Annotated in this window: 11 protein-coding genes; 8 read left to right on the plus strand and 3 right to left on the minus strand. The window is 69.3% G+C overall.

Translation table 11 applies throughout. The features are described from left to right. The first annotated feature begins 1 nt into the window (after position 1). From ACTWJ5_RS13540 to ACTWJ5_RS13555, 4 genes are all read left to right on the plus strand, one after another. Positions 2–1,834, plus strand: a complete 1,833-nt coding sequence (locus ACTWJ5_RS13540) for an alpha/beta hydrolase family protein (RefSeq protein ID WP_249919734.1) — start codon at positions 2–4, stop codon at positions 1,832–1,834. Positions 1,835–1,915: 81 nt separating this feature from the next. Then, positions 1,916–3,079: an alcohol dehydrogenase-like regulatory protein ErcA gene (gene ercA / locus ACTWJ5_RS13545; protein WP_423357672.1), complete on the plus strand. Its 1,164-nt coding sequence runs from the start codon at positions 1,916–1,918 to the stop codon at positions 3,077–3,079. After that, positions 3,063–4,760 carry a PAS domain-containing hybrid sensor histidine kinase/response regulator gene (locus ACTWJ5_RS13550; RefSeq protein ID WP_444439001.1) on the plus strand — a complete coding sequence of 566 codons (1,698 nt, stop codon included), beginning with the start codon at positions 3,063–3,065 and terminating at the stop codon, positions 4,758–4,760. Before ercA ends, ACTWJ5_RS13550 begins: the two co-directional genes overlap by 17 nt. A 100-nt stretch (positions 4,761–4,860) precedes the next feature. Next, positions 4,861–6,375, plus strand: a complete 1,515-nt coding sequence (locus ACTWJ5_RS13555) for a sensor domain-containing diguanylate cyclase (RefSeq protein WP_444439003.1) — start codon at positions 4,861–4,863, stop codon at positions 6,373–6,375. 715 nt (positions 6,376–7,090) lie between these two features. Here the strand turns inward: ACTWJ5_RS13555 and ACTWJ5_RS13560 are convergent. Both ACTWJ5_RS13560 and ACTWJ5_RS13565 read right to left on the minus strand, forming a co-directional pair. After that, a complete protein-coding gene (locus ACTWJ5_RS13560) occupies positions 7,091–7,567 on the minus strand; it encodes an SRPBCC family protein (protein ID WP_444439004.1) in 477 nt (158 codons plus the stop codon). Positions 7,568–7,571: 4 nt separating this feature from the next. Further along, positions 7,572–8,342 carry an SDR family oxidoreductase gene (locus ACTWJ5_RS13565; protein WP_261746367.1) on the minus strand — a complete coding sequence of 257 codons (771 nt, stop codon included), beginning with the start codon at positions 8,340–8,342 and terminating at the stop codon, positions 7,572–7,574. 290 nt (positions 8,343–8,632) lie between these two features. Between ACTWJ5_RS13565 and ACTWJ5_RS13570 the strand changes: the two genes are divergently transcribed. The 4 genes from ACTWJ5_RS13570 to dmpG are packed head-to-tail and all read left to right on the plus strand — an operon-like array spanning position 8,633 to position 12,209. After that, a complete protein-coding gene (locus ACTWJ5_RS13570; RefSeq protein ID WP_253412714.1) occupies positions 8,633–9,457 on the plus strand; it encodes an alpha/beta fold hydrolase in 825 nt (274 codons plus the stop codon). Further along, positions 9,454–10,245 carry a fumarylacetoacetate hydrolase family protein gene (locus ACTWJ5_RS13575; RefSeq protein ID WP_116423916.1) on the plus strand — a complete coding sequence of 264 codons (792 nt, stop codon included), beginning with the start codon at positions 9,454–9,456 and terminating at the stop codon, positions 10,243–10,245. The genes ACTWJ5_RS13570 and ACTWJ5_RS13575 overlap by 4 nt, the downstream gene beginning before the upstream one ends. 9 nt (positions 10,246–10,254) lie before the next feature. Next, positions 10,255–11,163 (plus strand): acetaldehyde dehydrogenase (acetylating), encoded by a 909-nt coding sequence (locus tag ACTWJ5_RS13580; protein ID WP_253412715.1) that lies wholly within the window; start codon positions 10,255–10,257, stop codon positions 11,161–11,163. An 11-nt stretch (positions 11,164–11,174) separates the two neighbouring features. Continuing rightward, entirely contained in the window at positions 11,175–12,209 is a 1,035-nt protein-coding gene (gene dmpG / locus ACTWJ5_RS13585; RefSeq protein ID WP_261746366.1) for a 4-hydroxy-2-oxovalerate aldolase, read from the plus strand. Positions 12,210–12,271: 62 nt separating this feature from the next. Here dmpG and ACTWJ5_RS13590 read toward each other — a convergent pair whose 3' ends face one another. Then, on the minus strand, positions 12,272–13,552 hold the full coding sequence (locus tag ACTWJ5_RS13590; protein ID WP_116423914.1) for an OprD family porin: 1,281 nt from the start codon (positions 13,550–13,552) through the stop codon (positions 12,272–12,274). Between the last annotated feature and the right edge of the window lie 3 nt (positions 13,553–13,555).

A 13,555-nucleotide genomic window follows, 5' to 3' on the forward strand; every position in this document is an offset into this window, starting at 1 on the left:
GGTGCGCAGCCTGGCCCATGGCGACTGGCCCAGCGCCTGGAGCGCCGAGCGCGCGGTGGCGGCGGGGCGCGACTTCGCCGAACTGCACGCGGCCCACGGCGGGCTGCTGTGGCTGGAGTTCGAGCCGCGCAGCGCGCGCTGCCGCCTGTACCTGTGGCGCGACGGCGCGCTGCAGGAACTGACGCCGCCCGGCGCCTCGGCGCGCAGCCGTGTCTACGAATACGGCGGCGGCGCCTGCTGCGCCACGGCCGAGGGCGTGGCCTGGGTGGAGGAGGGCGACCAGCAGGTGCGCTGGCTGCGCTTCGGCGAGGCGCCCCGGCAGTTGACCGCGCGCCCGCAGTGCCGCTATGGCGACCTGCACTACGTGCCGGCCTGGAACGCGCTGCTGGCGGTGGAGGAAAGCCGCGAGGGCGATGCCGTGATCCACCGCATCGTGCGCCTGGATGCCGATGGCGCGCGCCAGGTCATCGCCGAGGGCGCGGACTTCTACGCCGCGCCGACAGCCAGCCCCGACGCGGCGCGCATCGCCTGGGTGGAATGGGACCGCCCGCAACAGCCCTGGACCGCCACGCGCCTGTGCCTGCTGCGGGATGGTGTGCAGCGCTGCCTGGCGGGCGAGGGCGGCGAAGAATCCATCCAGCAACCGCGCTTCGACGACCAGGGCCGCCTGCACTGGCTCAGCGACCGCAGCGGCTGGTGGCGCCCCGAGGCCGAGGACGGGCAGGCCGGAGCCTTCGCCGTCGCCGACCACGCCCCGGCGCCCTGGCAACTGGGTGGACGCAGCTACCTGTCGCTGGCCAATGGCGAGATGCTGCTGAGCCGCTTCGAGGAAGGCCGCGGCCTGCTCGTCCTGCGCACCACCGATGGCAGTGAACGGCGCCTGGCCCCGGCCTTCTCGCGCTTCCGCGCCCTGGCCGCCGACGCCGGGCACTGCTACTGCATCGCCGCCGCCGAGGACCGCCTGCCGGCGCTGCTGGCCATCGGCCGCGAGGATGACCACGTGCAAGTAATCGCCGGCGGCGAACATCCGCTGGACGAGGCCGAGCTGTCGCGCCCGCAACCCTTCGGCTACCCGGTGGCCGGCAACGAGCGCGGCCACGGCTTCTTCTACCCGCCGCGCAACGCCCAGTGCCGCGGTCCGGCGGGACGGCGGCCGCCGCTGGTGGTGTTCCTGCATGGCGGGCCCACTTCGGCCTGCTACCCGGCGTTCGACGCGCGCATCCAGTTCTGGACCCAGCGCGGCTTCGCCGTGGCCGACCTCAACTACCGCGGCAGCGCCAACTTCGGCCGCGCCTACCGCGAACGCCTGCGCGGCGAATGGGGCAGGGCGGAGGTGCAGGACATCTGGGCGGCGGTGGTGAAACTGGCCGCCGACGGGCTGATCGACCGCCAGCGGGTGTTCGTCCGCGGCGCCAGCGCCGGCGGCTACAGCGCGCTCTGCGCCCTGGCCTTCGTCGGCGGCTTCCGCGGCGGCGCCAGCCTCTACGGCGTCAGCGACCCGCTGGCGCTGGGGCGGGTGACGCACAAGTTCGAGGCCGACTACCTCGACTGGCTGATCGGCGACCCGCAACGCGACGCCCGCCGCTATCGGGCGCGCACGCCGCTGCTGCACGCCGCGCGCATCCAGGCGCCGGTGATCTTCTTCCAGGGCGGGCTGGACGCAGTGGTGGTGCCCGAGCAGACCCAGGCCATGGTCGCCAGCCTGCGCCAGCGCGGCCTGGCCGTGGAATGCCACCTGTACCCCGGCGAGCGCCACGGCTTCCGACAGGCGGCCAACCTGGCCCACGCGCTGGACGCCGAGTGGCGCTTCTACCGCGCGCTGCTGGGCGGCTGACGGCCGGGCCAAGGTCGCATTGCAATCAGCGCAGGATGCAGTAGGCTCGCGGAAACATTTCATAACAAGAACAAGCACCCCATGAGCCACGACCTCAGCCTGCTGCGTAAATTCGTCTCGCCAGAGATCATCTTCGGTGCCGGCTGCCGGCACACCGTCGCCAACTACGCCAAGACCTTCGGCGCCCGCAAGGTGCTGCTGGTGTCCGACCCCGGCGTGCTCGCCGCCGGCTGGGTGGCCGACGTGCAGGCCAGCCTGGCCGGGCAGGGCATCGAGCACTGCCTGTACACCGACGTCTCGCCCAACCCGCGCGTGGAAGAAGTGATGCGCGGCGCCGACATCTACCGCAGCGAAGGCTGCAACGTGATAGTCGCGGTCGGCGGCGGCAGCCCGATGGACTGCGCCAAGGGCATCGGCATCGTCGCCGCCCACGGCCGCAACATCCTCGAGTTCGAAGGCGTCGACAAGCTGCGCGTGCCCAGCCCGCCGCTGATCCTCATCCCCACCACCGCCGGCACCTCGGCCGACGTCTCGCAGTTCGTCATCATCTCCAACCAGGACGAGCGCATGAAGTTCTCGGTGGTGAGCAAGGCGGTGGTGCCCGACGTGTCGCTGATCGACCCGGAAACCACCCTGAGCATGGACGGCTTCCTCTCCGCCTGCACCGGCATCGACGCCCTGGTGCACGCCATCGAGGCCTTCGTCTCCACCGGCCATGGCCCGCTCACCGACAGCCACGCGCTGGAGGCCATGCGCCTGATCGACGGCAACCTGGTGCAGATGATCGCCAACCCCGACGACATCGCCCTGCGCGAGAAGATCATGCTCGGCAGCATGCAGGCCGGGCTGGCCTTCTCCAACGCCATCCTCGGTGCGGTGCACGCCATGTCCCACAGCCTGGGCGGCTACCTCGACCTGCCCCACGGGCTGTGCAACGCCGTGCTGGTGGAGCACGTGGTGGCCTTCAACTACAACGCCGCGCCCGAGCGCTTCAAGGTCATCGCCGAGACCTTCGGCATCGACTGCCGCGGCCTTACCCACGCGCAGATCCGCCAGCGCCTGGTCGAGCACCTGATCGCCCTCAAGCGCGCCGTGGGCTTCCACGAGACCCTCGGCCCGCACGGCGTGGGCATCTCCGACATCCCCTTCCTGTCGCGCCACGCCATGCAGGACCCGTGCATCCTCACCAACCCCCGCGAATCCAGCCAGCGCGACGTCGAGGTGGTCTATGGCGAGGCCCTCTGAGCCGCAGCAGGACGCCCTGGCGGCGCTGCTCGGCCTGGGCAGCCACTCCACGCGCAAGAGCCACTACCCCGAGCTGCTGGCGCGCCTGGAGGAACTGGAAACCGAGCGCAACCGCTACAAGTGGCTGTTCGAGCACGCCGTGCACGGCATCTTCCAGGCCAGCCTCAGCGACGGCCTGCGCGCGGCCAACCCGGCCCTGGCGCGGATGCTCGGCTACGCCGACCCGCAGCAGGTGTTGTGGAACCTGCAGGACATGGCCACGCAACTGTTCGCCGGCGGCGAGGCGGAGATGCGCCGCATCCGCGACCTGCTGCGCGAGCAGGGCGGGCTGTTCGGCTACGAGACGCGCCTGCTGCGCAAGGACGGCAGCCACGTCGACGTGCTCATGAACCTGCTGCTCAAGCCCGACGAAGAAGGCCTGGTGGAAGGCTTCGTCGCCGACATCACCGAGCGCATCCTGGCCCAGCAGCGCCTGCAGACGCTCAACGAGGAACTGGAGCAGCGCGTGGCCGAACGCACCGGCGAGCTGGAAGCGCTGAACCAGCAGCTGCGCGAGGCGCGCGATGCCGCCGAGGCGGCCAACCACAGCAAGGACAAGTACCTGGCGGCGGCCAGCCACGACCTGCTGCAGCCGCTCAACGCCGCGCGCCTGCTGGTGGCCACCCTGCGCGAGCGGAAGCTGCCGGGCGCCGAGCAGCAATTGGTGGAACGCACCCACCAGGCCCTGGAAGGCGCTGAGAACCTGCTCACCGACCTGCTGGAAATCGCCCGCCTGGACCAGAGCGCGATCCGCCCGGACCTGGACGTCCACGGCCTGGACGAACTGCTCGGCCCGCTGGCCTCGGAGTTCGAAAGCGTGGCGCTGTCGTCCGGCCTGCAATGGCGCGTGCGCATCCCCAATCTCTCGGTGCGCACCGATGCGCGCCTGCTGTCGCGCATCCTGCGCAACTTCCTCAGCAACGCCTGCCGCTACACCGGGCGCGGTGGCGTATTGCTGGCCGCGCGACGGCGCGGCGCCAGCGTGCGCCTGGAGGTGTGGGACACCGGCCGCGGCATCCCGGCGGACCAGTTGCAGGCGATCTTCCTCGAATTCAACCAGCTCGATACCGGCCGCGCCGCCGAGCGCCAGGGCGTGGGCCTGGGCCTGGCCATCGTCGACCGCATCGCCGGGCTGCTCGGCTGCGCGGTGCAGGTGCGCTCGGTGCCCGGGCGCGGCTCGCTGTTCGCCCTCGAAGTGCCCCTGGCCGAGGCGCTGCCGCCGCGCGCCGGCGGCGATGCCACGCCGCGCCCGAGCACCGGCGACCCGCTGCCGGGCCGGCGCCTGCTGGTGGTGGACAACGAAACCTCGATCCTCTTCAGCATGGCCGCGCTGCTCGGCCAGTGGGGCTGCGAGGTGCTCACCGCCACCGACCGCGACGCCGCCCTGGCGCTGCTCGGCTCGCAGCCGCCGGAGGCGATACTGGCCGACTACCACCTGGACCACGGCGCCACCGGCTGCGAGCTGGTGCGCGACCTTCGCCGCCACTACGGCCGCGAGATCCCCGCGGTGATGATCAGCGCCGACCGCAGCGACGAATGCCGCCGCGCCCTGCAGCGCCTGGGCATCCCGCAGCTGAACAAGCCGGTGAAGCCGGGCAAGCTGCGCGCGGTGCTCAGCGCGCTGCTCGATACGCTGGCCTGACCGGCCGGTCATGGGCGGATTCGCCCATGCGGGCTAGAATACCCGGGTGCGCGGGCCATGCCGTCCGCTACGGATTACCCCGTGTCGAGCCCGTGATGTCGTGAAGCGTGATACCCGCGTAGCCTCCCTGCTGCTGTTCATGATCTGCGTCTCCCTGGCCCTGCTGACCGCCTGGCAGACCTGGTCGTCGCGCGAGCGCACCCTGCGCGACGTCAACACCGACATGCTCAACCTCACCCAGGCGCTGGACTCCTACGCCGAGGGCGTGGTGCGCCAGTGCGAGGTGCTGCTGCTGGACCTGGCCGACCGTGTCGAGAGCGACGGCCTGGGCCCCGCGCAGCTGGCGCGCCTGCAGCGGCTGCTGGAGCGCCAGCAGAAGGTGCTCAGCCAGGTGGTCGGCATCTCGCTGTTCGACGCGCACGGCCGCTGGTTGCTGGTCTCCCACGGCAGCATCCCGCCGGGGGCGAACAGCGCGGACCGCGCCTTCTTCATCCACCACCGCGACAACCCCTCGCGGGACATCTTCATCGGCCCGCCGATCCGCAGCCGCTCCAGCGGCCTGTGGGTGATCACCGTCAGCCGCCGCCTCGACCACCCCGACGGCAGCTTCGCCGGCGTGGTGGCCACCACCCTCGGCATCGAGAACTTCCTCAGCCTGTTCGGCCGCCTGGACATCGGCCAGCACGGCGCCATGAGCCTGACCCAGGGCAACGGCCAGCTGCTGGTGCGCTACCCCTTCCGCGAGGCCGACCTGGGCCGCGACCTGTCGGGCTCGCCGCTGTTCACCGACTACCTGCGCCACGCCGACTCCGGCAGTGCCAGCAGCACTTCGCGCTTCGACGGCGTGGAGCGCATCTACGTGTTCCGCCGCAACGACCACTACCCGCTGGTGACCACCGTGGCGCTGAGCAAGGCGGAGGCCCTGCAGGACTGGCGCAAGCAGGCCCAGCTCAACGCCGGCATCGTCCTGGTGCTGCTGGCGGTGCTCGGCCTGACCGGCCAGCGCCTGCTCATCGACATCCGCCAGCGCACCCGCACCAGCCGCCAGCTCGCCGCCGCCCGCGAGGAACTGCTGCGGGCCAACGACCAGCTACGGGTGCTCGCCGCCCAGGACGCGCTGACCGGGCTGGCCAACCGCCGCAGCTTCGACGAAACCCTGGCCACCGAGGCGCGGCGCTGTGCCCGCGAGGGGGCGCCGTTGTCGCTGTTGCTGGTCGATATCGATCACTTCAAGCGTTACAACGATAGCTATGGGCACCAGGCTGGCGATGACTGTCTGCAGGTGGTGGCGGGGTTGCTAGCCGCCTGCGTGCGGCGACCGGGGGATCTGGTGGCGCGCTATGGCGGTGAGGAGTTGGCGGTGATTCTGCCCAGCACTGACAGCGCTGGCGCCGAGGCGGTGGCTAGGGCCTTTCTGCAGCGGTTGGCGGGTGAGCGGCTGGCGCACCGTGAGAGTCCCTTCGGGGTGGTTACTGCCAGTGTCGGTCTGGCCACCGCACCGGCTACGGTGGCGGGGGGGCAGGAGTGGCAGTTGGTGAATGCTGCTGACCGGGCTCTGTATCGTGCCAAGGCTGGTGGGCGTAATCGCCTGGAAGTGGAGCGCCTGGAGGGGTGATGGGGGGCTACGGATTCTCAACCTCCTCTCCAACCTCAACCCCCGTCATTCCCGCGAACGCGGGAACCCAGCTGCCTTGGCTTGGGTGTTTCTGCGCCGCTCCGAGTCTGCCCGACCTTCTCGTTTCGCCCCCTCGGGCGAGTCCCTTTTGTCAAACGGTGGAAGGCCACCCCCGCAAAAAGGAACCAAAAAGGCTTGCCCCGACATACGGGCCCGACAGAGTCGGGCTACCCTCGCGAATTCCCCCGCCACGGAGGCCCGCCCCGAGGGTACGTCCCTGTAGCCCGCGGGGCTCTCGCGACATCCATGTCGCATGACCTCCTGAGCGCGGGTTTCGTTCGGCCTTCTGAAGGGGCGTTTCGGAGTGCGCGGATGTTTCTCTGGAAGTCCCAAGAGCAAACGCGCTTTTGCTTTTGCTTTTGCTTTTCGTAGGAGCGAGCTTGCTCGCGAACCTGGCCGTCACTGGGTTATTCCCCTTCGGGCCAGCGCAAGCGCTGTTCGCGATGGAGCCGCGTCCCGCGTTCGCGGGAATGACGAGGTGGGGGGCAGGCGTTTCAGGATGACTCAGGATTCTCCCTTCGCTCAGGACAGCCCCCTCTCCCTTCAGGGCGGGGCGCGCAGCCGAGGGCTGGGGAGAGGGCGCTCTTCTGCAGAGCCTCAACCCCTCCCCAACCTCGACCCCCTCGGAAATCCGAATCGCGGACAAAGTCCACTCCTACGACGTACTTGCGAAATCCGGATTCTGCGTCTCCCCGGTCTCGTAGAAAGCCTTCAGGTTCACCGCGATCTTCGCCACCGTCCTGCGCAGCGCGCCGGCCAGCAGCCATTCGCCCAGTCTTCCGCCGCGCAGTTCGCCGTCCAGGCTCAGACTCAGGCGGGTGCGGCCTTCGCCTTCGGGGTGCAGGGCATAGCGGAAACTCGCCTGGCGGAAAGGGAAGGGCGGCCCCTGCTCGGCACGGTGCAGGCGCAGCACCAGGCCCTGGCCTTCGTCCCACTGCGCCACGCTTTCGTCGAGGTAGCCGCGCTTCATGAACACCCGTCGGCTGGCGCCCAGGCCCGCGCGCGGGCCGGGGTGGAATTCGCAGCCGGTCAGGCCGGGCACGTAGTGCGGCGCCAGGCTCAGGTCGCGCAGGCGCGCCCAGGCGGCTTGCGGGGTGAGGTCGAGGTTGAGGTCGTGGCGGGCGCTGAGCATGGCTTCACCCCTGGGCCGCGTCGAGGAAGGCGGGGCGCTCGCCGCCGCCGTGCAGGGCCAGTTCCGCGCCGCTGACGTAGGCCGCCAGCGGGGAAGCCAGGTACAGGCAGGCGTCGCCGATGTCTCCCGGTTCGGCCAGACGCCCCAGCGGCACCGTGGCGGCCACGCGCTGCAGGCCGGCCTCGTCGCCGTAGTGCAGGTGGCTCTGCTCGGTGCGGATCAGCCCGCCGATCACCGCGTTGACGCGTACCTTCGGCGCCCATTCCACCGCCAGCGAGCGTCCCAGGTTGAGCAGTCCGGCCTTGGCCGCGCCGTAGGCCGCGGTGCCGGGGGAGGGGCGGGTGGCGCTGACGCTGCAGATGTTGATGATCGAGCCGCCGTTGGGCTGTTTCTGCATACGCTGGTTGGCCAACTGGCAGAGGTTCAGCGGCGCCAGCAGGTTGAGACGGACGATGGCCTCGGAGAAGCGCGGCGAGGCATCGGCGGCATCGGCATGGGGCGCGCCGCCGGCATTGTTGACCAGCACGTCGAGGCGCCCGTGGCGCTCGTCGATGGCCGCCATCAGCGCCTCCAACTGGGCGAAGTCGCGCACGTCGCAGGGCACGAACCAGGCTTCGCGGCCCGCGTGGCTCGGTAACTGCGCGGGGGCCTCGCGGCCGCAGATCACCACCTCGGCGCCGCGTTCCAGGAAGCGCTGGCTGATGCCGCGGCCGACGCCCTTGGCGCCGCCGGTGACCAGGACCACCTGGCCGCTGAAGTCCAATGCTTGAGTCATGTGTCGTCCTCTTTCGCGAAAGGCTTCCAGGCTAGGCGGGGTGCTGGTGGGTGCCCACGTCCGAAGGGACTAGGAATCCCGGTTTCGGCCACGGCGTTGACGGTAAACGAGGTGTATCGGCGTACAACCGCGAACGGTTGTACGCCCTACGCCGAGGGTGAGCCGGTTGACCATGCCCACACCTCGCACGGCGTCGATCCAGGCGCAAACCCCAATAGTCCTCTCGGACGATGCCACCCCCGCCCCCCGCCGAAATAATCCCGCCACATCCCCACCCCAGGAGCCACGCCATGGCCTTGCCGCAAGGGCACTTCGTCACCCTCAACGACGGACTCCGGTTGCACTACCTGGACAGCGGCAGCGGCGATGCCGTGCTGTTCATCCACGGCAGCGGCCCCGGGGCCAGCGGCCACAGCAACTTCAAGCAGAACTACCCGGACTTCGCCGGCGCCGGCCACCGCGCGCTGGTGCCGGACCTGCCCGGCTACGGCGCCAGCGACAAGCCCGAGACCGACTACACCCTGGACTTCTTCGTCGAGGCCATGTTCGGCCTGCTCGACGCCCTCGACGTGCAGCGCTGCACCCTGGTGGGCAACTCCCTGGGCGGCGCCATCGCCATCAGGATGGCCCTCGACCAGCCGCAGCGCATCGCGCGCCTGGTGCTGATGGCGCCCGGCGGGCTGATGGAGAAGGAGCAGTACTACCTGCAGATGGAAGGCATCCAGAAGATGGGCGCGGCCTTCGCCAATGGCGAGCTGAACGATGCCGGGGGCATGCGCCGCCTGCTGGCGCTGCAGCTCCACGATGCTTCGCTGATCAGCGACGAGACGGTCGATGAACGCGTCGCCGTGGTGCAGGAGCAGCCGCGCTGCGTGCTCACCCGCATGCAGGTGCCGAACCTGTCCGCGCGGCTGGCCGAGCTGGCCTGCCCGATCCTCGGCTTCTGGGGCATGAACGACAGGTTCTGCCCGGCCAGCGGCGCGCAGACGCTGATGCAGAGCTGCCGCAACATCCGCTTCATCCTGCTCAGCGAATGCGGGCACTGGGTGATGGTGGAGCACCGCGCGCTGTTCAACCGCGAGGTCCTGGCCTTCCTGGCGGAGGCCAAGGCATGAGCGAGGCCCTGCAACGCCAGCACGCTGACGAGCTTTACGCTGCGTTGGTTGAAGGCCGCACGATAACGCCGCTCACCGAGCGCTGGGCGCAGATCGGCATCGACGACGCCTACCGCATCTCCCAGCGCATCCTGCAGCGGCGCCTGGCCGACGGCGACGAGCTGGTGGGCAAGAAGATCGGCGTCACCTCCGCGGCCGTGCAGCGCATGCTGAACGTGCACCAGCCGGACTTCGGCTTCATCACCCGGCGGATGTGGTTCGCCGATGGCGCCGATATCTCGCTGGCGGAGAACCGCCTGATCCAGCCGCGCGCCGAGGGCGAGATCGCCTTCCGCCTCAAGCGCGACCTCAAAGGCCCCGGCGTCACCGAGGCCGATGTGCTGGAAGCCACCGAGTGCGTGATGGCCTGCTTCGAGATCGTCGACTCGCGCATCCACGACTGGCGCATCCGCATCCAGGACACCGTCGCCGACAACGCCTCCTGCGGGGTGTTCGTGCTCGGCGCGGTGGAGCGCGACCCGCGCGAGCTGGACCTGCCCAACCTGCGTATGCGCGTGCGCAAGAACGGCGAGCAGATCAGCGAGGGCCTGGGCTCGGCGGTGCAGGGCAACCCGCTCACCGCGGTGGCCTGGCTGGCCAACACCCTGGGCGCCTTCGGCATTCCCTTCAAGGCCGGCGAGATCATCCTCTCCGGCTCCCTGGTGCCGCTGGAACCGGCGCGCGCCGGCGACCGTTTCGAACTGGACATCGACGGCCTGGGCGGCGCCCGGGTGTCCTTCCGTGCATAGGAGCTCCCCATGAGCAAGAAACTCCGGGCCGCGATCATCGGCCCCGGCAACATCGGCACCGACCTGCTGATGAAAATGCGCCGTTCCGACTGGATCGAACCGGTGTGGATGGTCGGCGTCGACCCCGAGTCCGACGGCCTCAAGCGTGCCCGCGACTTCGGCCTGAAGACCACCGCCGAGGGCGTCGACGGCCTGCTGCCGCACGTGCTGGACGACGACATCCGTATCGCCTTCGACGCCACCTCGGCCTACGTCCACGCCGAGAACAGCCGCAAGCTCAACGCCCTGGGCGTGATCATGGTCGACCTCACCCCGGCGGCCATCGGGCCCTTTTGCGTGCCGCCGGTGAACCTCGCCGAGCACGCCGGCAACCTGGCCATGAACGTCAACATGGTGACCTGCGGCGGCCAGGCGACCATCCCCATGGTCGCCGCGGTGTCGCGGGTGCAGGTGGTGGACTACGCGGAGATAGTCGCGACGGTTTCGTCGCGCTCGGTGGGCCCGGGCACGCGCAAGAACATCGACGAGTTCACCCGCACCACCGCCGGCGCCATCGAGCAGGTCGGCGGGGCGAAGCAGGGCAAGGCGATCATCGTCATCAACCCGGCCGAGCCGCCGCTGATGATGCGCGACACCATCCACTGCCTGACCGCCGGCGAGCCGGACCAGGTGGCCATCCGCGAGTCGGTGCACGCGATGATCCGCGAGGTGCAGCGCTACGTGCCGGGCTACAAGCTGATCAACGGCCCGGTGTTCGACGGTAACCGCGTCTCGGTGTACCTGGAGGTGGAGGGCCTGGGCGACTACCTGCCGAAGTCCGCCGGCAACCTCGACATCATGACCGCCGCCGGCCTGCGCACCGCCGAGATGTTCGCCGAAGAAGCCCACAAGGGCGCCCTGCAACTGCCGGCGCGCTGAGGAGAGAGAACATGAACCTGCAAGGTAAGAAGGTCCGCCTGCACGACATGAGCCTGCGCGACGGCATGCACGCCAAGCGCCACCAGATCAGCCTGGAGCAGATGGTCAGCGTGGCCACCGGGCTGGATGCGGCCGGCGTGCCGCTGATCGAGATCACCCACGGCGACGGCCTGGGCGGCGCCTCGGTGAACTACGGCTTTCCGGCGTACAGCGACCGCGAGTACTTCGAGGCGGTGATTCCCCAGCTCAAGCAGGCCAAGGTCTCGGCGCTGCTGCTGCCGGGCATCGGCACCGTCGAGCACCTGAAGATGGCCCATGGCTGCGGCGTTTCCACCATCCGCGTGGCCACCCACTGCACCGAGGCCGACGTCTCCGAGCAGCACATCGGCATGGCCCGCGAGATGGGCCTGGACACCGTGGGCTTCCTGATGATGGCGCACATGGTCAGCGCCGAGCAGTTGCTGGCGCAGGCGAAGCTGATGGAGAGCTTCGGCGCCAACTGCATCTACTGCACCGACTCGGCCGGCTACATGCTGCCCGACGAGGTGAGCGCGAAGATCGGCCTGCTGCGCGCCGAGCTGAAGCCGCACACCGAGGTGGGCTTCCACGGCCACCACAACCTGGGCATGGCCATCGCCAACTCCCTGGCCGCCATCGAGGCCGGCGCCGCGCGCATCGACGGCTCGGTGGCGGGGCTGGGCGCCGGCGCCGGCAACACGCCGCTGGAAGTCTTCGTCGCGGTGCTCAAGCGCATGGGCGTGGATTGCGGCGTGGACCTGTACGGCATCATGGATGTCGCCGAGGATCGGGTGGTGCCGATGATGGATCAGCCCATCCGCCTCGACCGCGATGCCCTGACCCTGGGCTACGCCGGGGTGTACAGCTCCTTCCTGCTGTTCGCCAAGCGCGCCGAGGCGCGCTACGGGGTATCGGCCCGCGAGCTGCTGGTGGAGCTGGGCCGGCGCGGCACCGTCGGCGGGCAGGAGGACATGATCGAGGACCTGGCGCTGACCCTTTCAGGTCAGCGTTCCGCGCTGCCGACCTAAAAGAAAACGCCCCGTGGCGCGAGCCACGGGGCGTTTTCATTCACGCGTAGCGAGCAGGTCGATCAGAACACGCTGAACGGGTACTCGACGAAGATGCGCACTTCGTTGCCGTCGTCGTTGTACTCGCGGGCGTCGTTGGAAACGCGTACCCAGGAGCCACGCAGCTTGACCGACAGGTCCTTGGCCGGGCCGCTCTGTACGACGTACTTGGCCTGGTTGAAGATCTCGCGCTCGTGGCCGTTGTTGGTCTGCGAGGTCTTGATGTTGTCGCCGTAGACGTAGGCGACGGTGTAGCTCAGGCCCGGGATGCCGTACTCAGCGAAGTTGATGCTGTAGTTGGCCTGCCAGGAACGCTCGTCCTCGGCGTTGAAGTCCGACCAGTAGGAGTTGGCCAGCCAGATGGTGGTGCCGCCGTCGCCCAGGCCGCCGGCGTTCTGGTACCAGCCGTAGTTGTAGCCGGTGTCGCCGGTGTTGCGCTGGTGGGCGATCATGAACGAGTGGGCGCCGATGGCGTAGGTAGCCGCCAGGCTCCAGATGGTGTTGTCGCGGTCGCCGCCGAAGTTCAGGTTGGCGAAGTCCTTGTTCAGCTTGGTCTTGTAGCCGTTGAAGTCGAAGGTCAGCGACTGCGCATCCTGCATCGGGATGACGTAGTTCAGGTTCATGTACTGCTTGCGTGCCACGTCCTTGTTGTCCGAGGCGTACAGCGAGCCGCTGAAGTTGTCGGTGAACTTGTAGCTGCCGCCGTACACGTCGATGCGCTTCAGGCCGCCGCTGTCACGCCCTTCGGCGCTCTTGCGGGCTTCTTCGGTGAAGCTGCCGACGTTCAGCTCCAGGCCCTCGATCTCCTTGGAGGTGATCAGGGTGCCGGTGTAGCTCTCCGGCAGCAGGCGCGAGTTGTCGTAGCTCAGCACCGGCAGGCTGGGCATCTGGTCACCGTACTTGATCACGGTGTTGGAGATGCGCGCCTTGACCGCGCCACCGGCGCGAGACAGGTCGTTGGCTGCTTCGCCGCTGTCGCCGCGCTTGAAGAAGTCGATGCCGCCGGCACCGCTCTTGCCTTTGCCGCCATCCAGGCGCAGGGCGTACAGGCCGAAGGCGTCGACGCCGAAGCCGACGGTGCCTTGGGTGAAGCCGGAGGAGAAGGTGGCGGTGGCCGACTGGCCCCACTCGGCTTTGTCCGGCGCGCCGTGCTTGTAGTCACGGTTCATGTAGGCGTTGCGGAAGAACAGGTCCAGGTGGCTGTCCTCGACGAAGCCCTTGGCGCCGGACTGGTCATCGGCCATGGCCTGGGTGCTGGCAGCGAGGATCCCCAATGCAAGCAAACTGAACGCTTTGTTAGTCATTTT

It is taken from the genome of Pseudomonas sp. A6, assembly GCF_052367875.1.
GTDB classification, from domain to species: Bacteria; Pseudomonadota; Gammaproteobacteria; order Pseudomonadales; family Pseudomonadaceae; genus Pseudomonas; species Pseudomonas citronellolis.

Coding starts and splice junctions, on each gene's coding strand:
- ercA (WP_423357672.1), top strand. CDS start 1,916: ATGAGCCACGACCTCAGCCTGCTGCGTAAATTCGTCTCGCCAGAGATC.
- ACTWJ5_RS13550 (WP_444439001.1), top strand. CDS start 3,063: ATGGCGAGGCCCTCTGAGCCGCAGCAGGACGCCCTGGCGGCGCTGCTC.
- ACTWJ5_RS13560 (WP_444439004.1), bottom strand. CDS start 7,567: ATGCTCAGCGCCCGCCACGACCTCAACCTCGACCTCACCCCGCAAGCC.
- ACTWJ5_RS13565 (WP_261746367.1), bottom strand. CDS start 8,342: ATGACTCAAGCATTGGACTTCAGCGGCCAGGTGGTCCTGGTCACCGGC.
- ACTWJ5_RS13570 (WP_253412714.1), top strand. CDS start 8,633: ATGGCCTTGCCGCAAGGGCACTTCGTCACCCTCAACGACGGACTCCGG.
- ACTWJ5_RS13575 (WP_116423916.1), top strand. CDS start 9,454: ATGAGCGAGGCCCTGCAACGCCAGCACGCTGACGAGCTTTACGCTGCG.
- ACTWJ5_RS13580 (WP_253412715.1), top strand. CDS start 10,255: ATGAGCAAGAAACTCCGGGCCGCGATCATCGGCCCCGGCAACATCGGC.
- dmpG (WP_261746366.1), top strand. CDS start 11,175: ATGAACCTGCAAGGTAAGAAGGTCCGCCTGCACGACATGAGCCTGCGC.
- ACTWJ5_RS13590 (WP_116423914.1), bottom strand. CDS start 13,552: ATGACTAACAAAGCGTTCAGTTTGCTTGCATTGGGGATCCTCGCTGCC.